The following is a 26,872-nucleotide window of genomic DNA, read 5'->3' on the forward strand; positions in this document are numbered from 1 at the left end:
ATCACCCTTAACCAGGCTGACTATGTCTGGTTTTTTCTTTGGATCGATTCTGTTGTCTTCAAAATGGGTTTAAAGGTGTAAAACGGTTTTGTTCTTTGAATATATCTTTAGTAAAATAGATGTGTATAGGAAAGGATAGTGAAGGGACATGCTACTAAGAAAAGCTGACGTTGAACAATATGTAGAAGCGAAAGAATACATCGATACATTGGTCATTCCGTTGATCCCATTTGAGCCGAGCAAGGATGCCGATTTTATCACAACCTCCTTTCAAGTGGAATTAACCCATATCTTCACCCGAGCGATTGAGAAGGAATACCGCGGCCGCATTTTCCTCGGGCCCGATTATTACTATTTGAAAGGCTCGCTTGATGAAGAAATAGCTCGATTGAATCAGTGGGTTGAACAGTTTGAGAAGCAATCATTTCAACACATATTTCTATTTACGGTAGACAGCAAATGGAAAAAAGTAGAGAAAGATGTGAATGCTAATTTATTATGGGTTCCTGGCTTGAAGCAAGCTGATCTGCAATCAACAGAAACCCAATCATTTATTCAAGAGCAAGCCCGCCAAATTACAGAGTTGATCCAAGCGTATTGGTAAAGGAAAACTTTATCTCTAAACGTGATAATTTATTGACCGGGCTATGAGATTGCGCTATCATGGTAATGTCCTAGTATACTGTGTGTAATTCGTCCATGTAACATGGATTTCAGCATAGAGGGGGGAAAAGAATGAGCGATAAACAAAGGGTGTCCAGACGTCAATTTTTGAACTACACTTTGACGGGTGTAGGAGGATTTATGGCTGCTGGTATGCTGGCTCCAATGGTTCGTTTCGCCATCGACCCTGTGTTACAACCTGCCGCGACTGGAGAATTGAAGTCGGTCGGACTTTCAGTCGATGACATTACAAATGAACCACAGCGGATAGATTGGAAGGTTGATCAGGTAGACGGATGGTATGAATCTGAGGTGCAAAAAAGCGCTTGGGTTTACCGAACAAATGATGATGAAATTGTTGCGTTGTCCCCCATTTGTACACACTTAGGATGTACAGTTGACTGGGGAACCGAGCAAGAGGACGAGTTCTACTGTCCTTGCCATGGCGGAAGATATACAAAAGATGGTGTGAATATACCAGGTACACCGCCTACTGCGCCATTACCTGTATACGACCACAAGGTTGAAAACGGTATGCTTTATTTGGGTAAAGCGCACTCCAGAGGAGGGGGAATCTAATACATGCTACAGAAACTTTACGACTGGGTCGATGAGCGTGTCGATATTACCCCTTTGTGGCGTGATATTGCCGATCACGAAGTGCCTGAGCACGTAAACCCAGCTTATCACTTTTCAGCGTTCGTTTATTGTTTTGGCGGATTGACATTTTTTATTACTGTTATCCAAATTTTATCTGGTATGTTCCTGACGATGTACTATGTACCGGATATTGTAAACGCTTGGGAGTCTGTCTATTATTTACAAAAAGAAGTCGCTTATGGACAAATTGTCCGTGGGATGCACCACTGGGGAGCAAGTTTAGTGATTGTCATGTTGTTCCTACATACGTTACGCGTATTCTTCCAGGGGGCTTATAAGAAGCCTCGTGAACTGAACTGGATTGTCGGAGTATTATTGTTCTTCGTCATGCTAGGTCTCGGTTTTACAGGATATCTACTACCATGGGACAACAAAGCCTATTTCGCCACTCAGGTCGGCCTGGAAATCGCGGCTGCCACGCCATTAATAGGGGATGAAATACGGACATTGCTGGCTGGTGATCCCGATATTGTCGGGGCGCAGACGCTGACTCGATTCTTTGCGATTCATGTCTTCTTCTTACCGGCAGCATTGTTTGGCTTAATGGGTGCGCACTTTATTCTCATCCGTAAGCAGGGTATTTCCGGCCCAATGTAAGATACAGTGATATAAAGGAGGGAACGCTGTGCAAAGGGGAAAAGGTATGAAGTTCGTCGGCGATTCACGGATTACCGACGAACAGAAATCTAATTTACCTAAAGACTATTCCGAATACCCAGGCCGGACGGAAGCCTTTTGGCCAAACTTTCTCTTGAAGGAATGGCTGGTTGGTGCTGTATTCTTAATCGGTTTCTTAATTTTGACTGCTGCTCATCCGTCACCACTTGAACAACAGGCAGATCCAACGAATACAGGGTACATTCCGTTGCCTGACTGGTACTTTTTATTCTTATACCAATTTTTGAAATATGAGTTTGCCGGTGGGGAATTCATTGTACTGGGTGCGATCGTGATGCCTGGATTAGCGTTTGGGGCTTTATTGCTTGCTCCATTTCTGGATCGTGGACCTGATCGCCACCCAGCTAAACGTCCGATTGCCACGGGTTTGATGCTTCTAGGGGTTATCGCTACGTTTTGGCTCACGTACGAATCTGTTTCAGAAGTTGATTATGAAGCACGTGGAGAAAAATATGGTGTCAGTGAAAACGCTGATGTGGAAATCAATACCGATGATCCCGGCTATGCTCTATATGAAAATAGCTGTATGAATTGTCACGGCGAACAATTGCAAGGGTCGGGAGACTATCCTTCGTTACTTGAAACGGAGAAATCAGTCGACGAAATAAAAAATATTGCCCAAAATGGCATAGGTGAGATGCCATCTGGACTCTTTGAAGGCAGTGATGAAGAACTTCAACAGTTGGCAGAATTCGTAGCTAATGCTGGAAGTGGAGAAGGAGGCTCTTCTGAAGGTGGAGAGTCTTCCGGTGAAGGTTCCGGCGAAAGCGAAGACGGGTCTGGCTCTGGAGAAGGCGATGGAGGTTCCGGGGAAGGCAATTCCGGATCAGAAGAATAATATATAATATACAGTTGCCGCGCTATGCCACAGGTTTAGCGCGGTCTTGTTTTGTATTAAGGCACGTGCACAGGAGGGAAAAGCAATGATAGCCTACATACTGAAACAACAATGGTTTATCATGATCTTGTTCGTTGTTAATTTGCTTGGGACTGTGTATGGATATCTATGGTACGGATGGCAGCTTCGCATCACCGACCCTGTCTATATGATATTTGTGCCCGACAGTCCTACAGCAAGCTTATTTTTTACCATTTTTCTCGGTTTCATTTTATATGGAAAAACGACTTCATATATCGGGGCGCTTGCTGCAGTCACGCTACTGAAATATGGGACATGGGCGGTGGTGATGAATCTGTTAACCCTGGCGTTGGAAGGATCGATTGGCTGGCAGGGATATATGCTGATTGCCTCTCATGGCGCTATGGCAATCCAAGGGTTGCTTTATGCACCCTTTTACCAAATGAAGCTCCGTCACCTTGTCGTGGCCGGGGTTTGGACACTTCATAACGATATTATCGATTACGTTTTCGAACAAATGCCCATTTATCATAGTTTGATGACTTATATGAATGAAATCGGTTATTTCACATTCTGGCTGAGTATTGTCAGTATAGCGGTAGTTTATGCCGTGTGTATTCACCCTAATTTAAAGTTGAGCTATGAAAAACCTGAGGTCTAAACTTGTCCGCTCCTTCATAAACTCTTGGTAGAACATAATGGAGGGGGACGTATTCATGGGCAGGGTTCTAAAGATTGCAGGACTGATTTTACTTTGTATTTTCCTGTTCCCCAATGGAATAAAGGCTGAAGGATTGAATCAGGATGATATGCAGCAATTCATACGTCAGTATCATCATTTACTTATAGATGATAAGATTGAACTTTCCAAGCGGATGTACAATCTGAATAAGGACAAGCTGGGTGCATACGTGGAGGCGAACCATAAATCACAACGGCCGCTTTTTGAAGAACTGATAGCAAAGTTGGATTCAGCTGAGGGAGAGAGAGCGGAATGGACCACATATTCCTATGGCCTGGTGGTCTTACTTGATAGTATGGTTGAGCAAAATAGTGGAAAACTATATAGAGCATCTGTCGCTGAATTAAAACAGGAAACTCAGAATATCAACTACACCCCAGATGCCAGCGCTGAAAATGCTTTACGACACGTGGAGAATACATGGCAGCAGATCGCCCCTGCCACTGAAATGTTGCACTCATCAGACAAGCGCCAGACAATGGATTTACTTGTTGAACAGTTGACGGCTCAAACTGATCCAGAGGAAATGGAATATTGGAGCAGTCAATTACTTGAAATGCTGAGTGACGAGCCCTTAGAAACCGAAACAGGTATGAGCCGGGATGCTTTATTCTGGACTGTTTTAATTGTAGGGGGTTGCATTATCTTGACACTTGCCTACGTAGGATACCGAAAATATGAAGCAGAGAAAGCTGAACGGGTGAAAGCTAAATCAAATAGTTGACCTTTCCCCCGCGATTGCATAAAATTAAGCTAGAAGTAAAACACATCTTAAGATGGAGGAATGACAATGTTTGAGTCACTTGGTTCCTATTTAATCTATATTGCGTTACTCTTGATTATTCCTTTATGGGCTCAATCAAAAGTGAAAAGCACGTATAAAAAATATTCAAAAGTTGCGACGTCATCGTATTTGACAGGACGGGAAGTTGCCCGGAAAATACTGGATGATAACGGGTTGTATGATGTCAGAATTGAAGAAGTGAGAGGGAAATTATCCGATCACTACGATCCACGTTCTAAAGTGGTCCGTTTATCATCTGATAATTACCACGGTCGTTCTATGGCGGCTTCCGCAATAGCTTCACACGAAGTCGGTCATGCGATACAAGACGCACAAGATTATGCGTTTATGCGTTTTAGAAGCGCTTTAGTCCCGGTAGCAAGTTTTGGGTCTAACATGTCCTTCTTTCTTATATTAGGCGGCTTACTGTTGAACTTTACGGGGTTGTTTTTCGTAGGGATCGTGTTATTTTCAGCAGCGGTCCTGTTCCAACTCATAACCCTGCCTGTGGAGTTCGATGCCTCTAACCGGGCTATGAGCCAAATGGTATCAACGGGTGTTATCCGCAATGATGAAGAGCGAAAGACGAAAAAAGTCTTGAATGCGGCTGCGTTAACGTACGTAGCGTCTGCACTTGTTGCACTTGCTGAGCTCATTCGTTTCATCTTAATGTTTGTTGGTATGAATCAAGAATAATTCGATAAAAAAGCAGAAGCCGACAAGCGGCTACTGCTTTTTTTGTCCCTGATTTTAGTGTTGATGTAAGCATGTTACCTCGAACCTGGAAATACGGGGGACCGGCAAGCCTTCTCAGTTGCTTCTCTCACTGCGGGGTTTCGCCAAGTTCCTTTCCACGCGTCTTATTGATGGATTAACGCCGTTTCTATGAAGAAACGGCGTTAATCATGCAGTGGTTTTTTATTTTCGTCCAGCGTAAAGCCTTCTCCCAGCACATCATGAACAGCGTTGACTGCTACGAAAGCGTGCGGATCAATGGCGTTCACCAGGCTCTTCAGTTTGACGATTTCGTTTTTCCCTATCACACAGTATAAGACATCACGGTTTTCTCCTGTGTAGGAACCCCGACCGTTCAATACGGTGACGCCTCGATCCATTTCCTTCATAATAGCTGCTGAAATGGTTTCACTCTGTGCAGAGATGATGGTCGTACCTCGTGCTGCATAGGCACCTTCCTGAATGAAGTCAATCACCCGTGCTCCAATGAAGACAGCTACCAGGGTGTACATCCCTTGGACAGCATTCAAGTACGTTACAATCGATGTGACAATAACAACTGCATCGAACATAAACATGGCGCGTCCCATGCTCCAGCCCCAATATTTATGAATCAGACGGGCAATAATATCGACACCGCCTGTGGTGCCGCCATACCGAAAAATGATGCCAAGTCCTACTCCGATAAAAACGCCGGCAAATAAGGCTGCTAAAGTCATATCTGATTTTAAATCTATATGAATCATGTATAATTGAAAGAGCCAAATGAATAGGGAAACGGCTAAGATGCCAAGCAGCGAATATAAGAATGTCGTGCGTCCCAGGATACGCCAGCCAATCATGAGGACGGGGATATTCAATAAAATATTCATAAGCGCTGGATCCCAGTTGAATAAATAGAGCAAAAGCAGGGTTATCCCTGTGAATCCCCCTTCACCTAACTCATTCTGGATGTTGAAATGGACAAGGCCAAAGGAAAAAATGGCTGACCCCACTATAATGAGAATGACATTTTTGAACCTTAAACCGAACAGTGACATGCGTTTGCACCTCCAAAAATTAGAATGACACGATACTCATTATAAGCAAAGGTTTAGAAAGCAACAACACACAGATTGTGTTTAACGAGTAAATAATTTGTCAAAACGTGATCTATTGGCTACCATTTAAGGGGAACAATAAGAGGCAAAGGAGAGTGGCGTTTGTGACCTATACGTTGGAAGATATGCAAAATCGAGTTGATGCCTACATATCTCAATTCAAAGAAGGGTATTTCTCCCCGCTCAGTTTGACCGCACGAATGACGGAAGAAATAGGTGAACTTGCGAGAGAGGTTAACCATCACTATGGGGAAAAGCCGAAAAAACAAAGTGAACCGGATCAGACAATGGAAGAGGAGTTGGGGGATGTCATGTTTGTCCTAACGTGCTTCGCTAACTCGCTTGATATCGATTTATCAGACGCATTCAATCGCACGATGGCTAAAATAGAAACGAGAGATCAAAATCGCTGGACGCAAAAAGAAGAAGGGACGGATTAACCTGATGGCACCGATAAAACTGATTGTGGCTGGACCGCGCGGACGGATGGGCTCCGAGGCATTAAGAATGATCGAAAAGGAAGAAGGCTTTCATTTAGTAGCATGTATTGACAGAAAACATGACGGCTACGCTGTAAAAGATATCGAAACCTTACCATCCTTTGAGGCACTCATCTACGAAGATGCTGAAGCGTGTCTGTCCACGGTTGAAGCTGATGTATTAATTGACCTCACAACACCTGAATTTTGTTATAAACATACGAAATTAGCACTTGAGCATAATGTCAGGCCAGTCATCGGTACGACTGGGTTCACTCAAGATCAGCTGGACGAGCTTACGGAATTGGCGGAATCTAAAGGGCTAGGAGCTGTCATAGCCCCTAATTTTGCCGTCGGCGCTGTGCTCATGATGCAGTTTGCCAAATGGGCAGCTAAATATTTCCCTGATGTTGAGATTATTGAACGGCACCATGATCAGAAACGTGATGCCCCATCTGGGACAGCCGTTAAAACCGCCCAACTGATCCAGGATGTGAGAAATCCGCATAAGCAGGGGCATGAGGAAGAAAAAGAAACAGTCGAAGGAGCAAGAGGTGCTGATATAGACGGGATGAAAATCCATAGCGTCAGATTACCAGGCTACGTTGCCCATCAGGAAGTCGTATTTGGCGGTATGAGCCAATCGTTGACGATCAAACATGATTCTGTTCACCGCGAATCATTTATGTCGGGTGTGAAATTAGCGGCCGAGCAAGTAATGAAGCTCGACCTCCTCGTCTACGGTCTTGAAAACCTGATGGAATAAGGGGGATATTATGAATATTGCATTAGTTGCTCACGATAAGAAAAAACAGGACATTATTCAGTTTGCCACAGCTTATAAACATATCTTTTCGAACCACACCTTATTTGCAACCGGCACGACAGGAACGAAGATCGCCGATCAGACCGGTTTGGACATTTCGTGTTTTTTATCGGGTCCATTGGGAGGAGATCAGCAAATAGGTGCTAAAATTGCTGAAAATCAGATGGATATGGTGATTTTTTTTCGCGATCCTTTGACTGCTCAGCCGCACGAACCTGACATCAGTGCTCTATTAAGGTTGTGTGACGTCCATCATATACCGTTGGCGACGAACATCGCTGGGGCGGAAATCTTGATTAAAGCTCTGGAGCGCGGGGATTTGCACTGGCGGGAGATTGTTAAAGAAAACAAGAAGGAATAAGGTGATAAAATGAAAAAGATAGGGATTACATGTTACCCGACGGTCGGGGGATCAGGTGTCATTGCTACCGAACTTGGAAAACTTCTTGCTGAACAAGGGCATGAAATTCATTTTATCACGACGCAGGTTCCCTTCCGTTTGAATCGTGTTTATTCGAATATTTACTATCACGAAGTGGAAGTCAGCAATTACCCTGTGTTTCAGCATCCTCCATATGATTTGGCATTGGCAAATAAAATGGCCGAAATCATCAACTGTGAGCAGTTGGATATTTTGCATGTCCATTATGCGATGCCCCATGCTATTTGCGCCATCTTAGCGAAGCAGATGGCCCGGCATGATGTTAAAATTGTCACCACGTTACACGGTACAGATATTACCGTTTTGGGCATCGATCCCAGTTTAAAGAATATGATCCGTTTTGGTATTGAACAATCAGACCGGGTCACGGCTGTTTCAAATAGTTTAGTTAAACAAACACGAGATATGCTTCAAGTGGATAAGGACATGGAAGTCATTTACAATTTCGTGGACGAACGAGAATATGTCAGGCAAGACCGCCGCGATCTCCGCAGTCAATATAAAATAGACCCGAACGAAAAAGTCATCGTTCATATTTCGAACTTCAGAAGAGTCAAACGCGTAACGGATGTCATTGAAACATTTCAAAGGATAGCGGACACGACTCCCACGAAATTGCTGCTTGTCGGGGACGGTCCCGAGTATTCCACATGTTACCAAATGGTCCAAGACAGAGGCCTAGAAGAACAGGTCCTGTTCTTAGGCAAACAAGAAAATGTGAGTGAAATCCTTTCAATAGCAGATTTAAAATTGCTGCTCTCTGAAAAGGAAAGCTTTGGGCTTGTCTTACTCGAAGCGATGGCATGTGGCGTCCCTTGCATCGGGACCAAAATCGGAGGCATCCCTGAGGTGATTGACCATGGTGAAACAGGTTTTATTGCGGAGGTAGGAGAAATTGAGGCGTTTTATGACTATAGCATGAGGTTGCTTCAAAATGGAGAGTTATGGGCTGAGTTTTCTATAAATAGTCAACGTCGTGTTCAGAATGTGTTCGGGTCGACGGCCATCCTCCGTCAGTACGTATCGTTATACAATCAGGTGTGGAGTCATGATGAACAACTTAGCTGACGCATTTACGAAAGCCAGTCGTATTCTACAACACATACAGGAAGCAGGTTTTGAAGCCTATTTCGTGGGTGGGGCCGTCCGTGATCATATCATCGGTCGTCCAATTGGGGATATCGATATCGCCACTTCGGCAACACCGGATCAGATCGAAGCTATTTTTGATAAAGTGATCCCAGTAGGCAAAGAACATGGAACGGTCATGGTTCGTTTTGAACATGAATCGTTTGAAGTGACCACATACCGGGTTGAAAGCGGCTACGAAGACTTTCGTCACCCTGACCATGTCGCATTTGTCAAAGAGATTAAGGATGACCTTAAACGCCGTGATTTTACTATCAATGCTATGGCTATGGATCAAGCTGGCAACGTCATAGATCCATGGAAGGGTCAAAAAGACATCATGGCTAAGAAAATTGTAGCGGTCGGACGTGCGGAAGAAAGATTTAGAGAAGATCCTTTGCGTATGATGCGAGCCTTACGATTTGTCAGCCAACTAAATTATGAATTGGATGCTGCCACGTTCCAGGCGATCCGAGAACAAGCAAGCCTGCTAAATGAAATAGCCATTGAAAGGATCGCGATTGAATTTGAAAAACTTCATGCTGGCAGCGGTGCTCAGAAAGCACTAAGACTTATGCGTTTGACTGGGGTGCACCATTCCCTGCCGGTGTTCAGTCAATACCCTGATGCATTCGAATACGTACCACTACTCCCTTTGCAGTCATTTTCAGAAATTGTGGTACACTATTATGCAAAAGGCGACGTGGCGGATCTGGCTTCATGGTGTAAGGACTGGAAACAATCAAATGGCGTTTATAAAGCAGCGGAGCATCTGTGGAAGCAGCTCGTTTATTTTAACGACCAGCACCTTGATGCGTGGCTTGTTTACAATTTGCACCAGAATCTGTTTACGCCATTCAGTCGATTGTGTGAAGATATGTTTAAACAAGACAGCAAAGCCATTTATTCCGAGTTGAAGCGGATTGAAAAAAAACTCCCGATCAAAACAAAGAGAGAGCTTGCGTTTGGGGCTGAAGACTTACTTGCCATGTACCCTGATGAGCGTAAAGGTCCTTGGATCAAACAGACACTAAACGAATTAGAACAGCGCGTTGTGACCGGGGCACTGGAGAATAAATTCCAAGATTTAAAGGAGTGGGTCATAAAATGGAATCCACCCGAACACGTCTGATTGCTCTCTTAGAAGAGCAGGCAGATGACTATATATCGGGTCAGCAGTTGTCTGATCAATTGCACATTTCGCGAACGGCCGTGTGGAAACATATGAAGGAGTTGGAAAAAGACGGTTATGAAATCGAAGCGGTTTCCCGAAAGGGCTATCGCATCGTTTCTTCTCCTGATAAGGTGAGTCTCAACACCCTCCAATGGGGGTTGAAGACAGAATGGGTGGGCAAGCAGCTTATCCATCACAGGCAGATCGATTCCACACAACGGATGGGCCATGAACTAGCTAAACAACACTATCCCCACGGGACCGTAATCATTGCGGATGAACAGCTCGAGGGCAAAGGAAGAATGGAAAGGAATTGGTACTCTCCTCAGGGGGAAGGGATCTGGATGAGCTTTTTGCTCCGGCCGGAATTACCGCCTGTGCATGCTCCTCAGCTTACGTTATTAGCTGCGGCAGCAGTGGCGGAAGTTTTAGCGGAAACGTGCCAGGTCACGCCTCAAATAAAATGGCCCAATGATGTATTGATCGATCACAAAAAAATGGCTGGCATTTTAACAGAGATGCAGGCCGAGCATGATCACATCCAATATGTCGTCCTTGGGATGGGCATCAACATGAACCAGCCAGCCGATTCTTTGGCAGAGGATATTCATTACAAGGCGACATCTTTACTGATTGAAACAGGTGAAACGTGGTCATTGCAATTCGTGACCCAAGCCTTACTGGAAAAATTCGAACAGCTATACGATCTTTATATGCGCGAAGGGTTCCCCCCTATTAAAAGCAAATGGGAAGCTTATGGTTATCGAATCGGAGAACGCGTCAGTATTTCAACGATGCAGGAAAAATGGGAAGGGAAATTGTTGAATATTGAACCGGATGGAGCTCTGAACGCAGAGGGACCTGACGGGGAGGAGAAAAAACTTTACTCTGCTGAAATACATTGGGGGAAAGGAGGATATTATGCTTAACCGGCATCAGCTGCTGAAAATGAAGGATAATAACGATAAGATTTCGATGGTTACCGCCTACGACTATCCTTCCGCCAAGCTTTCTGAACAAGCAGATGTGGACATGCTCCTTGTGGGGGATTCATTAGGGATGGTTGTGCTAGGTTATGATTCTACGATTTCCGTGACAGTAGAGGACATGATCCATCATGGTAAAGCTGTTAAACGGGGAGCGGAGCAGACGTTTATCGTTGTTGATATGCCGTTTATGTCTTATCATATATCTTCTGAAGAAACGCTTCGAAATGCCACGCGCTTATACCAGGAGACGCAGGCCAACGCGTTAAAACTCGAAGGCTCAGGCGAGGTGCTGACCACGATTGAAAAGCTGACGACAGGCGGCATCCCTGTAATTGGTCATTTAGGCTTGACCCCTCAGTCAGTGAATGTCCTTGGAGGTTACAAAGTTCAAGGTAAAGAAAAATCATCCGCTGAACGCCTTATCAAAGATGCCAAGTTAGTTGAGGAAAGTGGGGCGGTAGCGCTTGTGCTTGAATGTGTACCAAGGCAATTGGCCGGTTTAATCTCCCGCTCTATCACCATCCCTACGATAGGCATCGGAGCAGGGGCTGAGTGTGATGGTCAGGTGCTCGTCTACCATGATCTTCTGCAATATGGGGTTGATCGACTCCCGAAATTCGTCAAAGCTTATGGAGATAGTAATCGCGACATGCGTGAAGCATTGAGCACCTTTGTGGATGAGGTGAAAAATGAGCAATTTCCGCAAGAAGAGCATACGTTTACGATGGATGAAGCCGTCATACATACATTAGGCAGGTCTTTGCCATGAGGGTGATTTCATCTGTAACAGAAATGCAGTCCATCTCAATGAACCTAAAACGATCAGATCATTCAGTCGGATTCGTTCCTACGATGGGATACTTGCATGAAGGCCATGAACAATTGCTTGATGCGGCTAGAGCTAACCATGATGTTGTGATCTTAAGCATATTTGTTAACCCCTTACAATTCGGCGCAGGGGAGGATTTGGATCATTACCCGCGTGATGAAGCCCGTGACCGACAAATAGCCAAAGCTCATGGTGTGGACTATGTGTTCTTGCCGAGTGAAAGGACCATGTATCCTACTCCGCCGATTTTGGATATTCAAGTAGTGAGACGAACAGATGCGCTATGTGGCAAAAGCAGGCCGGGTCACTTTGCTGGCGTCGTAACCGTGCTGGCAAAGCTATTCAACATTTGTCAACCCGACGGTGCGTATTTCGGTATGAAGGATGCTCAACAAGTGGCTGTTGTCACAGGATTCGTTGAGGATCTGAATTTTCCAATTGAAATTGTAGCCGTCGAAACTGTTCGCGAAGCAGATGGGCTGGCCAAAAGCAGCCGGAATGCTAATCTGACTAAACAAGAGAGATTGGAGGCACCAGCGATCCAGCAGGCTTTGAAAATCGGCCGTGATGCCTTTATGAACGGGGAAACTTCAGTTGAAGCCATAAAACAAAAAGTAAAAACGTTTATTGAAGGGGAAACTCATGGTAAAATAGATTATGTTGAATTACGTTCTTATCCTGAATTAGAGGAGATAGCGTTGATAGAAGATCACGTCATCCTTGCCGTGGCGGTCCAATTTAAAAAGGCACGTTTGATTGATAATGTTGTATTTGACCATACGGGGACGGTAGTGAAAGGGTAAGAGATATGGGAGGATTAACATGTTTCGCACAATGATGAAAGGTAAAATCCATCGTGCTCGTGTCACGGAGGCTAATTTAAATTACGTAGGCAGTGTGACGATTGATCAGGATATTTTGGAACAGGTTGATATTCTGCCTCATGAAAAAGTACAAATCGTGAATAATAATAACGGTGAGCGGCTGGAGACCTATGTCATACCGGGCGAGAGAGGCAGTGGCGTCATCTGTCTGAACGGAGCAGCAGCCCGGCTGGTGCAGCCGAATGATATCGTTATTGTGGTAGCATACGCGATCCTTTCGGAAGCAGAATTAGCAACGTTTAAGCCAAAGATTGCCTTGATGAATGCGCATAATGAAGTTGAGCAATTGGTGGAAGAGGAGCCCCCCTTGACATCTCTGCCGATATAACAAGGGAGACGGCGGTATATTAGAGAGGAGGATCTTCGCTATTGCTATAGCAGAGGTCCTTTCTTTTTTGGGACGAAAGGCTAGAAAAGAGGATATATATGGCAAGATATACAATTGTAGATTTAGAAACGACGGGGAACGCCCCGGCAAAGGGAGATCGTATTATTGAAATCGGAATCGTCACCATGGAGGATCATGAGGTTATTGAGGAATTTTCCTCGCTCGTTTTTCCTGAAAGCGACATTCCGGCATTCATTTCCGGATTGACCGGCATTCAGGACGACGATGTCCAAGGGGCTCCGTTATTTTATGAAATTGTCGATGACGTTTATCGTATGTTCAAAAACAGCTATGTCGTCGCACACAATATTCAATTTGATTTAGGCTTTTTGAATGCCGAATTGAATCGTTGCGGTTATGCATCATTGGGGAATCCGGTATTGGATACGGTAGAAATGGCTAGAATGTTTTTACCAAGCGCGCCAAGTTTTAAATTAGGCCAGCTGGCTGAACAGTTATGCATCAGCCATCAAAACCCCCACCGAGCCTTATCGGATGCTCAGGTAACGGGTGACCTCTTAATGGTGTTATTTGACAAGATGAATCAGCTACCCGAGGAAACACTTGCCCACTTGTTAAGAGTGGAACGGAAATTAAAAAGTGATTTACATGAGCTTCTGGAAAGTGAAATGCTGCGCAAGCGGTATAGTCATTCGCTCAGGAATGATGTGCAATTGTTCCATGGCATGGTGATCAAGGCGTCAGAGGATAAAGTGCCTTCTCGCATACATCCATTAAGTGAATTTAACACATTCAAACAGTACATATTCCACGAGGAAACCGGATTACGTTCCATATTCCCGAATTTTGAATATCGGGAAAGTCAAGAGTTGATGGTTCAATCTATCCACGATGCTTTGACTTCTTCTCGTCACGCTCTAATTGAAGCAGAGACGGGTACAGGTAAATCATTAGCGTACTTGCTTCCAGCTGTGCACTATGCTGTGAATCATCAGGAGCGGATTTTGATCACCACCCATACGACGCATTTGCAAAGGCAATTATTGGAAAATGAAATACCTCAGGTGGAGACTTTGCTCAATCGGCCAATCAAAGTGGCGTTGATGAAAGGTAAAAGTCACTACATCAGCGTGCTTCGTTTCAGTCAGCAGATGGAGGATTGTCGTTATGATAATTATGACACAGCGTTAACCAAAGCGATGATTCTCGTCTGGCTGACCGAGACGACTTCTGGCGATGCAGACGAAATCCAATTGCCTTCTAACGGTCGATATTTTTGGTCTAAAATATCGACCGAACAGGAAGAAAACAACGAATTATGGGCGGACTATAATCGGCAGTCATTCTATCGTAAAGCCCGCGGTCTGGCTGATGAAGCGCATCTCATCGTTACGAATCATACTGTATTTTGTATGGACCTGACCAATCAATTTCCGATGTTACCTGCATATGACCGTGTCATCATAGACGAAGGACACCATCTGGTTACAACAGCCAGTAAACATTTTGGTTTGCAGTTCGATTATGTTGCCCTTCAAAGCTATTTTTCGCACATAATGGACATGACAGCCCGTAATGGCCCCCTCCAGTTTGTGTTACACCAGCCGGACATCCAAGCGATACTCACTACCATCGAACGCCAACTCGAATCTGCAAAAGAATCGTTAGATGAATTGTTCCGGTATTTATTCAAAATGGCCAAGCACAAAAAAAGAGGCAAAAGTGATATCGGTCGTATTCAATACGTGTTTGACGTTACGCGAGAAAACCCTAAAAACATGGATGCCTTACAGGAAATGACCCAACAGTTACTGGCGCCATTACGGGATGTTACACGTCAGCTTGAATTACTATTTTACAAAATGAAACCGGAAGTAGAATTACGGGAAGATGTGGATGGTAGTGCTACGATCGGCCATATCGAACGTCACCGTGATCGACTGTTACAGATGATAGCCAGATTGGAATCCTATTTTCTAGAAGCAGGGATTGAACACGTCAAGTGGTTTGAAATCGAAGCAAACGGGGCAGAAAACGCTGTGTTCTTGTACAGTGAACCGCTGGATATTTCCATAATTATGAAGGAGCAGCTCTTTGATAAGAAGGAGAGTGTGATTTTAACGAGCGCCACCTTAACGATGAAACAGTCGTTTCAGTATATCCGTCGTCAATTAGGGATGCATGATCAAGCAATCAACGAATTCAAGTATCCTTCACCTTATCCGATGGACCAACAAGTCAATGTGATGGTACCAACTGATTTTCCCGATATCAAAGACAATCAAGAGGAGTTTATTCACGCCACGTGCGAGGCGATCTACTCGCTTGCTCACATTACGGAAGGGCGTATGTTGGTGCTGTTTACATCCTATGAGATGTTGAAGAAAGCCTATTATTTATTAAGGGATATCATGGAGGAAGATGATTACTTGATTTTTGCGCAGGGCATATCAAGCGGAAGTCGTGATCGCTTGAAGAAGAACTTCCAATCGTTCAATCGAGCGATCCTGTTAGGCACAAGTTCGTTTTGGGAAGGTGTCGACATACCAGGTGAAGATTTGACGTGTCTGATGATTGTCAGACTGCCATTTCAACCACCTGATCACCCCGTCGCTAATGCTCGTTCGCACGTATTAAAAGAAGCAGGGCATAACCCCTTCATGGAGCTTTCGCTTCCGCAAGCCGTCATTCGCTTTAAGCAGGGATTTGGACGTTTGATCCGTTCTAGCAGCGATCGGGGCATCGTGTTTGTATGTGATCAACGTTTAATGAAAGCCCGATATGGAAAGTATTTTTTGAATTCTATTCCTGATGTTCCTGTGCATCATAAGACAACGCACCAGTTAATTCAGGAAACCGAATCGTGGTTGACGTGAATCGGTAAAATTTTAAGTTTCGCATAAAAAAACGAAGCAAGACCTGTTATAATGATATGGATTGCTACCCTGTAAGGAAGCAGAAGGATAGATGGAGGCGATGATGAATGGACAATAAAATCGAAACACTTTCCACTGTCACATTACAACATTCGGATGAACTTTATAAGATAGTTGACACGTTGAATCGAACGTTGAAAGAAGAAAACCTAATGTTTGGACTGGCGCTAGATGAAGATGATCAACACAAAGCAATCTTCACGATTTATCGTACCTAACTGGGTGAAATGGGTGAGTGGAGGATTAGTGTTAAGTGCGATGATGCTCCTCATTTTTTTAGGCTGGTTTTTTCACTCTGTTAATGAAAAGCGCACGTCAGGTTTTGCACAATCTGAAAATATTGCTTTAGAGCAGACCGAGATTACAGGGGTAGAGAGTGTCGAAGCCTATAATGGCGGAGACGTTATCCATATAGTGAAAGGGCTTAAGGATGGACAACCTTCACAGTATGTCTTCGTATCAGCTTCGTCAGGGGAGGTATTAGATACATTACCCCGGCAAGAGGCTGTGAGTGAAAGCGGGATGGTCGATCAATGGAAACAATCGTGCGACGGTTGTCAACTTGAAGGATCACGCTTAGCCTATGAAGATGATCTCCCTTTATGGGAACTTACATATGAAGATGCCAGCGGCAGATATGTATTTATTTATTATGAGTTATCGAATGGCGACCATTATCAGACATTGTCTTTTAAAAAAGCCATATAAAACGAATAGGATGGAGGCATATACGAATGGAATTAGCAAATCGAGTTCAATCACTTACGCCTTCGAGTACCCTGGCGATAACAGCTAAGGCGAACGAATTGAAAGCTGAAGGTCATGATGTTATTGGCTTAGGGGCAGGCGAACCCGACTTCAACACACCAACGTTTATCCTAGATGCAGCTAAAGAGGCCATGGACAAGGGTTTGACGAAGTACACCCCTTCTGGAGGTATCCCAGCCCTGAAAGCTGCCATAACGAACAAAATGAAACACGATCAACAACTGGATTATGAGGCTTCTCAGGTTATTGTAACGACCGGCGCCAAGCATGCACTATTCACATTATTCCAGGTGATGCTCAATCCGGGAGATGAAGTGATCGTACCGTCCCCCTACTGGGTAAGCTATCCTGAGCAGGTCAAATTGGCTGAAGGGCATCCGATTGTAGTGGAGGGAAAAGAAGAGAATCAATTCAAATTGACGCCAGAACAATTAGAGGCTGCGATCACACCTCAAACAAAAGCGTTCATTTTGAATTCCCCAAGCAATCCGACTGGGATGATGTATACGAAAGATGAACTAGAAGCACTTGGTTCTATCTGTTTGAAGCACGGGATATGGATTGTGTCCGATGAAATCTACGAAAAGCTCATTTATACCGAGCAGCCGCATGTATCGATAGCCAGTCTTTCTGAAGCCTTGTACAATCAGACGATAATCATTAACGGTGTCTCTAAATCTCATTCCATGACGGGCTGGCGAATTGGGTATGCATTAGGTAACGCACAATTGATCAAAGCGATGACTAACATGGCATCTCATTCCACCTCTAATCCGACTTCAATTGCCCAGTACGCAGCTCTAGCAGCTTACTCAGCGTCAGATGACGAAATCCTTCGTATGAGAGAAGCATTCAGCGAGCGACTGGACCGTCTGTATAGTCTTGTTACCGAATGGCCCGGTGTTTCCTGTGTCAAACCACAAGGTGCATTCTATTTATTCCCGAACGTCAAGCAGGCGGTAGAACGTTGTGGATTTGCCAGTGTGGACGAATGGGTGAAAGCTCTGCTTGAGGAAGAAAAAGTAGCGCTTGTGCCAGGAGCAGGTTTCGGGGCGCCAGATAATGTGCGTTTGTCTTATGCCACATCACTTGAACAGCTTGAAGAAGCATCATTACGTATTAAACGGTTTATCGAAAAGCATCAATCATAATTATCGAATAGCTGGAGGTTATTAATTGTGAAAACGACCATATCAGAAGTGGCAAAGCATATAGGAGAAGATGTCACCATCGGGTCTTGGATTGCTAACAAACGATCCAGTGGAAAAATTGCATTTTTGCAGCTCCGTGATGGGACAGGGTTTATGCAAGGTATTGTAGTCAAAGCGGAGATAGGGGAGGAAAAGTTTCAAGAAGCTAAAGCTTTGACGCAGGAAACGTCTTTGTATGTTACGGGTACCATCGTCGAAGATGAGAGGTCTCTGTTCGGTTATGAAATGCAAATCAAAGATTTCGAGGTCATTCACGAGGCGGTTGATTATCCGATCACACCGAAAAATCATGGCACGGAATTTCTAATGGATCATCGTCATCTATGGTTGAGATCTAAAAAGCAGCATGCAATCATGAAAGTTCGTAACGAAATCATCAGGGCAACGTATGAGTTTTTTAATGAAAACGGTTATGTAAAAATAGACCCTCCCATTTTAACCGGGTCGTCTGCTGAAGGCACGACAGAACTCTTTCATACCCAATATTTTGATGAAGAAGCATACCTCTCCCAAAGCGGTCAATTGTATATGGAGGCTGCCGCTATGGCGTTTGGGAAAGTCTTCAGTTTCGGTCCTACCTTCCGGGCCGAAAAATCCAAAACGAGACGTCATCTGATCGAGTTTTGGATGATCGAACCGGAAATGGCATTCATGGATCACGAAGACAGTTTGAATGTGCAAGAAAACTATGTGTCTCATATCGCGTCCTCTGTGCTTAAAAATTGCAGTCTTGAGCTGCAGACCCTTGAGCGCGATACAGCGATGCTTGAAAAGATTTCGGCGCCTTTCCCACGGATTACGTATGATGAAGCGGTTGATATGTTGAAAGAAAAAGGCTTTGACGATATTGAATGGGGAGAAGATTTTGGCGCCCCGCATGAGACTGCCATTGCTGAAAGCTTTGACAAGCCGGTTTTCATTACCCACTACCCGAAGGATATCAAAGCGTTTTATATGAAGCCGGACCCAGATCGTTCTGATGTTGTCTTATGCGCCGATTTAATTGCACCGGAAGGGTATGGTGAAATTGTCGGAGGGTCGCAACGGATCGATGATTTGAAGCTGATGGAACAACGCTATGATGAGCACGGTTTGACCGGAGAGGCGTATGAATGGTATCTGCAGCTGCGCCGCTATGGAAGTGTGCCCCATTCTGGATTTGGATTGGGTCTGGAACGCACTGTCGCCTGGATTGCCGGTGTAGAACACGTACGCGAAACCATTCCATTCCCACGTCTGCTGAACCGTTTGTATCCATAGGCGAGAACGTCAGAGGCCTGCCCATGTTAATGGTCATGGGAGGTCTTTTTTTACCATTTTCATAAACGATTCATCACCATGAAATATAAAAGCCTGAGGTGCATGCATTATGGCTGAACGCCGTTATCAACATATACTGCATGATCAATTGTCAGTACCGAAGCAATTGCTCATGCAGTACCATAAACTTGGATTGACGGAACCCGAGTTAATCGTTGTGCTTCATATTCACCATTATCTTGTCGAAGGCAATGAGTTTCCAACGCCCGAGGAGATAGCCGATTTCGTGTCCTTTTCAACAAAGGATTGTGCTGACATCTTGAGACGGCTCGTTCAAAAGCGTTTTCTAGCTATTGATCAAAAACTGAATGAGCGGAATATTTTAAATGAAAGCTACAGTTTAGAGCCGTTATGGACCACACTGTATCAAGAAGAAGCGCCTGAGGAACAACCAGTTTATGAAAGCATCCCTGATAATCTGTTTGTCCTGTTTGAACAGGAGTTTGGACGCCCTTTGTCTCCTTTTGAAATCGAAACGATAAATATATGGCTTGACCAGGATGAACAACAACCTTCTTTAATAAAGGCAGCGCTACGGGAAGCTGTTTTAATGGGAAAATTGAATTTCAAGTATATTGACCGTATTTTGAGAGAATGGAAGAAGAAAGGGATTCATTCTGTAGAGCAGGCACGAAAAGAAGGCAAACAGTTCCGTACAGGAAAACAAGATCATGAACAAGCCCCTCCCGAAAAGAAGCGGGACGTGTCGCTTTATTACAATTGGCTAGAGGAGGATTCTTAGGAGGTCATTTATGTTGAACCAAAGTCAAATCCGCTACTGCCTCGATGTCTTTGCTGATATGTTTCCGGAGGCAAAGTGTGAATTAGCGCACCGTAATTCATTTGAGTTGCTGATTGCTGTCGTACTATCCGCTCAGTGCACAGATGCGCTGGTCAATAAAGTAACCAGCCAGTTATTCCAAAAATATCAATCTCCCGAGGATTTTCTAGCCGTTCCGATTGAGGAACTTCAAACTGATATTCGTTCCATCGGTCTTTATCGTAATAAATCGAAAAACATCAGGAAACTCTGCCAAACGCTGCTTGATAAATTTGAGGGCGAAGTGCCGCAAACAAAAGCAGAGCTGGAGAGTTTGTCTGGTGTGGGTAGAAAAACAGCGAACGTGGTGGCTTCGGTGGCGTTTGACGAACCGGCAATCGCTGTCGATACCCATGTCGAACGTGTTGCTAAGCGGCTTGGAATCTGCCGCTGGAAAGACTCTGTTCTCGAAGTGGAAAAGACTCTCATGCGTAAGATTCCGAAAGAAGAATGGAGCATAACGCATCATCGTATGATTTATTTTGGACGCTACCATTGTAAATCACAACGGCCGGAGTGTGAGTCATGCCAACTACTCGTGCTATGTCGGGAAGGTAAGAAACGTATGAAAAAAGAAGAAGGTGTGGCTTATGAATGAGCAGGCTCAAACCTTCATCGAACAGTGGAAATGGGAACATGAAAACATTTCAGCTTATTACCACCACCGCCAATACCAAGACGCCGTTCCACCTATGAACAAACATCTGGTTCAATTTCATCACGCCTTATACAACTTGAATGAGCAAGCCTACACGGAGACCGCAGAACTTTCCGATGATCTGGCTGGTTTTGATTATGCGCCATTGAACGTTAAGGAACGGCTGGAGTTCATCTCCGAACAACCTCATCAATATTACGCTTATATTCAACTTAATGAACTATTTAAAGAGTTAGAGAAATTGGTTGCCAAAGCAAACGTTCAAAGAGAAATAAAAAAAAGGGACACTTAAGGTAGGAAAAATCCAAAAGGAGATAACGGGAGATTCGTTATCGTAGTAGAGACAGGGTTGGAATAACAGGTTTTAACTGAATAATCGACATGAAGAAAAGACCTCCAATATAGACCAATGAACACATCGGTTGTCTATTGAAGGTCTTTTTTTAATGCATTATTTTTCTATTGAAGCACGAGTACACAGTTTCAACCTTTCTGAATATCGTGTTTTACGCAGCTTCGTCATTGTTGCTGTTAGAGTTTTGATTGGTATTTGAGTTAGAACCGTTTTCGCTCTGTGTTCCATCTTGACCGTTAGATCCGTCCCCGGAGCCATCCCCGGAGCCGTCGCCGGAGCCATCACCAGCGCCATCACCGGAGCCGTCCCCGGAACCGTCGCCGGAGCCATCCCCGGATCCATCGCCGGAGCCATCCCCGGAGCCGTCGCCGGAACCGTCGCCGGATCCATCGCCGGAGCCATCCCCGGAGCCGTCGCCGGAATCGTCGCCGGAGCCATCCCCGGATCCATCACCGGATCCATCCCCGGAACCGTCGCCGGATCCATCCCCGGAGCCATCGCCGGATCCATCACCGGAACCATCCCCGTGGCCATCGCCGGAGTCTTCACCAGAATCTTCGCCAGATTCGTCTTCTGATTCGTCGCCATTTTCATTTTCTTCTTCCTCTTCTGATTCGTCTCCAGGCACAGATACTTCAACTGTAGAAGCTTCGCTGCTTTGGCTGCCTCCACCATCACTTGTCGCGACAACGCTAAACTGATACGTGGCACCAGCTTCAACGTTAGTGACCTGTTGTTGGGTTTCTTTTGTTGTTGTTAACCCTTGTTGTGAGCCACCATCGATACTGGCGGAAACGTCAAACGAAACATTCTCTGCATCGCCGTAGGACCAGGATAGCTGAATCGTGTTATTTTCTTCGTTGTATTCAGCTGATAATGATTCTACAGGATCCAATTGATCGAATTGTTCTGACACTTCACTCGGTTTATTGTCAACATGGAATAGTTCGGTGACAATTTCCGATTCAGGCGTATAATCGCTCGGCAATTTAGCTGGTTGGGAGCCTTTTTCCACTTCAACCCACTCTACTGTATCCGGTTTGACAAAATCAGAAGTTTCTTTGCCCTCAGATAGGGTGCCCATGACGGACCTGAAGAGGGTTTGCGGCACTTGTTTTTGGCTGCTGCTCAGATTTGTGTTATCCGAGTAGCCGCTCCATATTGAGACAGAGTAGTTGGTTGTATACCCCGTAAACCAGGAATCAGGCGTGACATTATCGCCGATATTCGTTGTTCCTGTTTTACCAGCTACAGGTAAGCCTGAGATGTTCGCAGCCGTTCCGGTGCCTTCAGTCACAACCGATTTAAGCATGGAAGACATCATAAACGCAGTATGTTTTTCCATTGCTTGGCTCGTATCCGGTTTAAGATCGATCGTTCTCCCATCAGGCAGTTCAACTTTACGAACGGAGAAAGGCTCTGTATACATGCCTTCATTACCAAAGGCAGCATAGGCGCCCGCCATTTGTAACGGATTCACAACGGCATCCGCACCTCCAATGGCTTCGGTCAATTTAATATTATCATTGGGAAATGTTATGCCTAAGCCATTCGCAAAATCTTTCGCTGTTTGCGTCCCGATTTCGTTCAACGTTTTTAAGGCAGGAATATTACGCGAGTCTACCAAGGCCTCGCGCATGGTAATCCAACCTTTGAAATTATCGTCATAGTTATTCGGGTTATATTCACCAAATTGTGTCTCTTCGTCATTAATTTGGTGATAAGTGGACCATTTTTGTGACTCGATAGCCGGACCGTAGGCTAATAAAGGCTTGAATGTTGAACCAGCTTGATTTTCTGATTCGGTGGCAATGTTGAAATTACCTCGCTGGTAATCACGTCCACCACCTAGCGCCCGAATGGCACCGCTTTGGGTGTCGGTAACGGCTATACCAGATTCGAATTTATCATCCGAAAAGGAGACGGGCCCTTCGTCGCTTAAGACCTGTTCAACATGCTCCTGAGCGCTTCGGTCTAACGTTGTGTAGATTTTCAAGCCGTCTTTGAATATATCGACACCATCAAGTTTCTTTTTGACTTCTTTTTGCACACGGTCGATGAAGGCATCGTACGGGGTATCCCGGTCAGGTTTAGGTCCGATGAATTCCTCCATATTGACTTGTTTTGCTTCTTCCGCTTCTTCTTCACTGATTTTATCGTGCTGGACCATCAAATTTAATACGGTGCCCATACGCTCTTTAGCTAATTCGGGATGTTGATAAGGGTCATAACCCGAAGGCCGCTGAGGCAGCCCGGCAAGCATGGCAGCTTGTGACAAATTGAGTTCATTTAAATCTTCCACACCAAAATACGTTTCTGCTGCTTCAGCCACCCCGTAGGAATTTTGTCCATAATAGATTTTGTTCAAATACATTTCCAATATTTTATCTTTTGAATAATCCTGGTCCAATTTAATGGCTAAATACTGTTCTTGCACTTTGCGCTCCAACGTTTTCGCGTTGGAAAGATAAGAGTTTTTCACCACTTGTTGCGTGATCGTACTTGCACCTTGAGCGCCGAATCCTTGCGTAATATTGGCCCAAACGGCTGCCCCAATACGACGGAAGTCAATGCCCATATGGTCATAAAATCGAGCGTCCTCTGTAGCGATGACTGCGTTTTTAAGTACGTCAGGGATATCTTCGTGACTGATTTTAGTCCGTCGTTCTGCGCCGGCTAAATCCGTTACATTTTCATCATTTTGATCGAGTATTTGAGAAGAAACAGGGTCAGATAATTTATCTTCATCCAGAGCAGGAGCCTTAGAAATATAGTAAGCAAACAGGCTTCCTCCGCCGATAAACATTACGAGACCGACTAAAAGAATCGACATGATGATCTTTTTCAATAGAGGCTTTCGTTTGCTATGTTTCGCTTTTTCCTTTTGCTGTCTTCTGGCTGTGCGAGACTGGCTTTCATTTGCCATTGTTCATTTCCTCCATTTCAAAAATAGAGCTTATCTAAAATTTTGATATAGTTGATACGTGCTTGATAATGAAAGGGTATAAGTTCACCATTATTTTTCACATAATCATAAGGGATCGATTTTCTTCCTCCCTTATATTGTTCGTCCCAGAACGAAAAAAGTTTCACTGCAGGCAATAAAAATGTTTCATCAAGCGGGGTGAACTTGATGATAAAGAAACAGAGTCCCCCATGTTCCACTACGGCTTTCATATGGTCAATTTGATGTTGATGAATATTACTGAATGGAAAAGATGTCTTGTTCCGTGTTTCTTTTGCTTCAAAATCAATATAATGACTGCGATAAATACCATTATAATCGGTGGTTGATGGTTGTTTGAAATAAGCTTCTTTTATAACGGCTGCACTACGTTTGGGGTAGTCAACATTCACGATTTGAACCGGCGTCGGCTTTTTGTGAATGACCGCAATGCCAGCGCTCTGATAATAGGCATTCGTATGATTGATATCCTCCTCGAGTGACATACCGCGGTTCCCAAAATGTTTCTCGGTTCGAGAAGCCTTAGGTTGACTGGACCGAGCTCGTTTTCCATTCGGATAGTTCACTAGCATACCTCCCTATAGCCATGAGAGTATCATATCAAAAAATGAACGAAAATGAGAACTAAAATAATTCCTTATTTATTATTATATCTGGAAAGGAATTTGGAACACAAAGCATTTTCGAAAACGACTAGATCCATTACATATATCTAATTCGGGAAAAGAGGTCTTCTTTCGGGGGAGGTTTTCATGTAAGTTACATCCGTGCCCTTTGAAATGGAACGCTTCCTTGATACACAAAAATGCCGAACTGATTTATACGAAATCGTTCGGCATTGTTCTGATACATTCAGCTTATTCTCATCCTGAATTTTCATTTAGTGGTACCTGCTTTTTGTCTACGTAGCAGGTCTGTTTTCTCCATCGATTTTCGGGTTACCTGTCTTTTCAGTCGGCTTTGGTTTCTTTTTTAACGGCTGCTTTTTTTTCATTTTAATTCCTCCTTATATTGTGTCGATTGCTCAGTTATAAGACTGCCTTACTTTGACAATTATTGTAGGTTTGCTACTAGTCTTGTCATCCTGGCAGGAGATATACACCCCTTAAAGAATAGACATACTAAACAAGTCTGAAAGGGGCTTTTCTCATGGTAACGAAATCACCTGATTTTCATGTGTCAAAGCAAGAATTTGAAGAAGGTCTTGGCCGAATGATTGAAAAATTTCGTGTTTTGGATAAACGCATTTCTTTGAAAGCCGATGATGTTGTTTTCACAATGGCTGTTTCGCACCGCAAAGAGATAGATAAGCTCCAGACAGAAATCTTGAAATTGCGGGAAGAAGTTAAGCAATTACGCCGCTCGCACAAAGAACTGTATTTATCACAAGCCACCTTGCAGCCTGTAAAACGAAGGACAACTGGTTGAGACACCTGCTAGGCATGGAGGAAAATCCATGATAAGGTAGACGGTGAAGGGTGATGCTTTATGTCTGATATCCAACAACTGTCCTGGAACATAAAAGAATTAGTTGATGATTTGCACGAGCGGTTTATCCAAGCAGAAGAGGCTGTCGATAAAAAAGATAGAGAATTTTTTGAGCGAGTAAAGGTCGAAACCAAGCCCATGTTCGAATTAGCAAAGGATTGGCTGAGCCAGGCCGAAGAGTTTGTGAAGAGACGGGATGTTAATGTGCACCCTACTCAAGTGCAGTCAACCTACGAAAATGTTGAAATGCTTATTCTCCATGGTTATTATGCCGACGTTCCTAAAAAACGATTCAAGGAAATGTATCGGTCGGTTCATTATGTTGTCGATATGATTCTTACTGATTGGGAGAACCGTGAGGAAGCTGAATGACCCATTCGGCTTCTTTTTTTGTGGACTCTATTTCGGGAGTCATCCTGCCCCCATAATTCACGCATAACAATTTATGACCAACTTTTTTTACAAAGAGTTTTGAATCCTGAACAAGGTGTTATACGTATGAACTGATATCGGGCAGGTGAGAGGTGACATGAAACTTATCCTGGCATTCTTATTAAGTTTTCTGCAAATGGCCGGTGCTCTACTATTCTTTTTTAATTGGTTCTGGGGGTTAGTCCTATTTGGCAGCAGCCATATGGTAACAATCGGTCTGATCATCCTGTTATGGAAAGAAAAACAAGCTGAGGAGGGATTAGATGATTATCGTGACTACTGACTATATAACCGGCAGTACGATTAATGACATGCATGGGTTGGTAAGAGGCAGTACAGTTCAATCCAAGAACGTGGGCCGGGACATATTAGCTGGATTGAAAAATATTGTCGGGGGAGAGCTGACGGATTACACTTCCATGATGGATGAAGCCAGGCAGCAAGCCATCAAGCGGATGATTAAACATGCTGAATCGAAAGGGGCAAATGGCATTGTCTCCATGCGTCTGGAAACATCTCAAATCAGTTCAGGTGCCTCTGAAATTATCGCCTACGGAACAGCCGTAACAATAGGCTCATAATCACGTCAAGGGTATCT

The 26,872-nt window shown here is 44.3% G+C and carries 31 protein-coding genes; 28 read left to right on the top strand and 3 right to left on the bottom strand.

Annotated elements, in window-relative coordinates; genetic code table 11:
* Positions 1-148: 148 nt before the first annotated feature.
* The 7 genes from HOP45_RS07035 (at position 149) to HOP45_RS07065 (ending at position 5,082) form a co-directional block, all read left to right on the top strand.
* Positions 149-604 (top strand): DUF2487 family protein, encoded by a 456-nt coding sequence (locus tag HOP45_RS07035; protein WP_181348252.1) that lies wholly within the window; start codon positions 149-151, stop codon positions 602-604.
* A gap of 131 nt (positions 605-735) precedes the next feature.
* The gene (locus tag HOP45_RS07040) at positions 736-1,242 is read left to right on the top strand and encodes a QcrA and Rieske domain-containing protein (RefSeq protein WP_181348255.1); all 507 of its coding nucleotides are present in this window, start codon (positions 736-738) and stop codon (positions 1,240-1,242) included.
* A gap of 3 nt (positions 1,243-1,245) precedes the next feature.
* Positions 1,246-1,920, top strand: a complete 675-nt coding sequence (qcrB, locus tag HOP45_RS07045) for a menaquinol-cytochrome c reductase cytochrome b subunit (RefSeq protein WP_181348257.1) — start codon at positions 1,246-1,248, stop codon at positions 1,918-1,920.
* Positions 1,921-1,948: 28 nt separating this feature from the next.
* Entirely contained in the window at positions 1,949-2,839 is an 891-nt protein-coding gene (locus HOP45_RS07050) for a menaquinol-cytochrome c reductase cytochrome b/c subunit (protein WP_181348260.1), read from the top strand.
* 85 nt (positions 2,840-2,924) lie between these two features.
* A complete protein-coding gene (gene lhaT / locus HOP45_RS07055) occupies positions 2,925-3,521 on the top strand; it encodes a lipoprotein heptaprenylglyceryl N-acetyltransferase LhaT (protein ID WP_181348262.1) in 597 nt (198 codons plus the stop codon).
* Between the two features lie 55 nt (positions 3,522-3,576).
* Entirely contained in the window at positions 3,577-4,326 is a 750-nt protein-coding gene (locus HOP45_RS07060) for a sporulation protein YpjB (protein WP_181348265.1), read from the top strand.
* A 66-nt stretch (positions 4,327-4,392) separates the two neighbouring features.
* Positions 4,393-5,082: a zinc metallopeptidase gene (locus tag HOP45_RS07065; RefSeq protein ID WP_181348268.1), complete on the top strand. Its 690-nt coding sequence runs from the start codon at positions 4,393-4,395 to the stop codon at positions 5,080-5,082.
* Between the two features lie 203 nt (positions 5,083-5,285).
* Here the strand turns inward: HOP45_RS07065 and HOP45_RS07070 are convergent, their stop codons facing one another.
* Complete coding sequence (locus HOP45_RS07070; RefSeq protein WP_181348270.1) at positions 5,286-6,161, bottom strand: YitT family protein; 876 nt, start codon at positions 6,159-6,161, stop codon at positions 5,286-5,288.
* A 185-nt stretch (positions 6,162-6,346) separates the two neighbouring features.
* On the opposite strand from HOP45_RS07070, the gene HOP45_RS07075 reads away from it, so the two are divergent.
* The 17 genes from HOP45_RS07075 to HOP45_RS07155 all read left to right on the top strand — a co-directional run bounded on the left by HOP45_RS07075 (position 6,347) and on the right by HOP45_RS07155 (position 21,326).
* Positions 6,347-6,661: a nucleotide pyrophosphohydrolase gene (locus HOP45_RS07075; RefSeq protein WP_181348884.1), complete on the top strand. Its 315-nt coding sequence runs from the start codon at positions 6,347-6,349 to the stop codon at positions 6,659-6,661.
* A gap of 4 nt (positions 6,662-6,665) precedes the next feature.
* Positions 6,666-7,466, top strand: a complete 801-nt coding sequence (dapB, locus tag HOP45_RS07080; protein ID WP_181348272.1) for a 4-hydroxy-tetrahydrodipicolinate reductase — start codon at positions 6,666-6,668, stop codon at positions 7,464-7,466.
* A gap of 10 nt (positions 7,467-7,476) precedes the next feature.
* A complete protein-coding gene (gene mgsA / locus HOP45_RS07085; RefSeq protein ID WP_181348275.1) occupies positions 7,477-7,887 on the top strand; it encodes a methylglyoxal synthase in 411 nt (136 codons plus the stop codon).
* Positions 7,888-7,896: 9 nt separating this feature from the next.
* Entirely contained in the window at positions 7,897-9,036 is a 1,140-nt protein-coding gene (bshA, locus tag HOP45_RS07090; protein ID WP_181348278.1) for an N-acetyl-alpha-D-glucosaminyl L-malate synthase BshA, read from the top strand.
* Positions 9,020-10,228, top strand: a complete 1,209-nt coding sequence (locus HOP45_RS07095) for a CCA tRNA nucleotidyltransferase (protein ID WP_181348281.1) — start codon at positions 9,020-9,022, stop codon at positions 10,226-10,228. Before bshA ends, HOP45_RS07095 begins: the two co-directional genes overlap by 17 nt.
* The gene (locus HOP45_RS07100) at positions 10,204-11,199 is read left to right on the top strand and encodes a biotin--[acetyl-CoA-carboxylase] ligase (RefSeq protein WP_181348284.1); all 996 of its coding nucleotides are present in this window, start codon (positions 10,204-10,206) and stop codon (positions 11,197-11,199) included. The genes HOP45_RS07095 and HOP45_RS07100 overlap by 25 nt, the downstream gene beginning before the upstream one ends.
* Positions 11,192-12,028, top strand: coding sequence for a 3-methyl-2-oxobutanoate hydroxymethyltransferase (gene panB / locus HOP45_RS07105; RefSeq protein ID WP_181348287.1), 837 nt, complete (start codon positions 11,192-11,194; stop codon positions 12,026-12,028). The genes HOP45_RS07100 and panB overlap by 8 nt, the downstream gene beginning before the upstream one ends.
* Positions 12,025-12,891 (top strand): pantoate--beta-alanine ligase, encoded by an 867-nt coding sequence (gene panC / locus HOP45_RS07110; protein WP_181348289.1) that lies wholly within the window; start codon positions 12,025-12,027, stop codon positions 12,889-12,891. The genes panB and panC overlap by 4 nt, the downstream gene beginning before the upstream one ends.
* Positions 12,892-12,910: 19 nt before the next feature.
* The gene (gene panD / locus HOP45_RS07115; protein WP_181348292.1) at positions 12,911-13,300 is read left to right on the top strand and encodes an aspartate 1-decarboxylase; all 390 of its coding nucleotides are present in this window, start codon (positions 12,911-12,913) and stop codon (positions 13,298-13,300) included.
* Between the two features lie 98 nt (positions 13,301-13,398).
* The gene (gene dinG, locus HOP45_RS07120; RefSeq protein ID WP_181348294.1) at positions 13,399-16,197 is read left to right on the top strand and encodes an ATP-dependent DNA helicase DinG; all 2,799 of its coding nucleotides are present in this window, start codon (positions 13,399-13,401) and stop codon (positions 16,195-16,197) included.
* Positions 16,198-16,304: 107 nt separating this feature from the next.
* Positions 16,305-16,475, top strand: a complete 171-nt coding sequence (locus tag HOP45_RS07125; RefSeq protein WP_181348297.1) for a YpmA family protein — start codon at positions 16,305-16,307, stop codon at positions 16,473-16,475.
* Entirely contained in the window at positions 16,429-16,965 is a 537-nt protein-coding gene (locus HOP45_RS07130) for a cell wall elongation regulator TseB-like domain-containing protein (RefSeq protein ID WP_181348300.1), read from the top strand. The genes HOP45_RS07125 and HOP45_RS07130 overlap by 47 nt, the downstream gene beginning before the upstream one ends.
* A 26-nt stretch (positions 16,966-16,991) precedes the next feature.
* Entirely contained in the window at positions 16,992-18,176 is a 1,185-nt protein-coding gene (locus HOP45_RS07135) for a pyridoxal phosphate-dependent aminotransferase (protein ID WP_181348304.1), read from the top strand.
* Positions 18,177-18,203: 27 nt separating this feature from the next.
* Positions 18,204-19,496, top strand: coding sequence for an asparagine--tRNA ligase (gene asnS / locus HOP45_RS07140; RefSeq protein ID WP_181348306.1), 1,293 nt, complete (start codon positions 18,204-18,206; stop codon positions 19,494-19,496).
* Positions 19,497-19,605: 109 nt separating this feature from the next.
* Positions 19,606-20,298 (top strand): DnaD domain-containing protein, encoded by a 693-nt coding sequence (locus HOP45_RS07145; protein WP_181348308.1) that lies wholly within the window; start codon positions 19,606-19,608, stop codon positions 20,296-20,298.
* Positions 20,299-20,308: 10 nt separating this feature from the next.
* On the top strand, positions 20,309-20,974 hold the full coding sequence (nth, locus tag HOP45_RS07150; RefSeq protein WP_181348312.1) for an endonuclease III: 666 nt from the start codon (positions 20,309-20,311) through the stop codon (positions 20,972-20,974).
* On the top strand, positions 20,967-21,326 hold the full coding sequence (locus tag HOP45_RS07155; RefSeq protein ID WP_181348315.1) for a YpoC family protein: 360 nt from the start codon (positions 20,967-20,969) through the stop codon (positions 21,324-21,326). Before nth ends, HOP45_RS07155 begins: the two co-directional genes overlap by 8 nt.
* Before the next feature lie 214 nt (positions 21,327-21,540).
* Here HOP45_RS07155 and HOP45_RS07160 read toward each other — a convergent pair whose 3' ends face one another.
* Together HOP45_RS07160 and recU are read right to left on the bottom strand one after the other, a co-directional pair.
* Positions 21,541-24,315, bottom strand: a complete 2,775-nt coding sequence (locus HOP45_RS07160; RefSeq protein WP_181348318.1) for a penicillin-binding protein 1A — start codon at positions 24,313-24,315, stop codon at positions 21,541-21,543.
* Positions 24,316-24,332: 17 nt separating this feature from the next.
* A complete protein-coding gene (gene recU, locus HOP45_RS07165) occupies positions 24,333-24,920 on the bottom strand; it encodes a Holliday junction resolvase RecU (protein WP_370457976.1) in 588 nt (195 codons plus the stop codon).
* Between the two features lie 583 nt (positions 24,921-25,503).
* Here recU and HOP45_RS07170 point away from each other — a divergent pair.
* From HOP45_RS07170 to HOP45_RS07185, 4 genes are all read left to right on the top strand, one after another.
* Entirely contained in the window at positions 25,504-25,782 is a 279-nt protein-coding gene (locus tag HOP45_RS07170; protein ID WP_181348325.1) for a hypothetical protein, read from the top strand.
* A gap of 60 nt (positions 25,783-25,842) precedes the next feature.
* A complete protein-coding gene (locus HOP45_RS07175; RefSeq protein ID WP_181348326.1) occupies positions 25,843-26,214 on the top strand; it encodes a DUF1798 family protein in 372 nt (123 codons plus the stop codon).
* Positions 26,215-26,371: 157 nt separating this feature from the next.
* Complete coding sequence (locus tag HOP45_RS07180) at positions 26,372-26,557, top strand: hypothetical protein (protein WP_181348329.1); 186 nt, start codon at positions 26,372-26,374, stop codon at positions 26,555-26,557.
* A complete protein-coding gene (locus tag HOP45_RS07185) occupies positions 26,538-26,855 on the top strand; it encodes a YbjQ family protein (RefSeq protein WP_181348331.1) in 318 nt (105 codons plus the stop codon). The genes HOP45_RS07180 and HOP45_RS07185 overlap by 20 nt, the downstream gene beginning before the upstream one ends.
* Positions 26,856-26,872 lie beyond the last annotated feature (17 nt).

Origin of the sequence: Thalassobacillus sp. CUG 92003 (genome assembly GCF_013618635.1) — a bacterium.
Taxonomy (GTDB): domain Bacteria; phylum Bacillota; class Bacilli; order Bacillales; family Halobacillaceae; genus CUG-92003.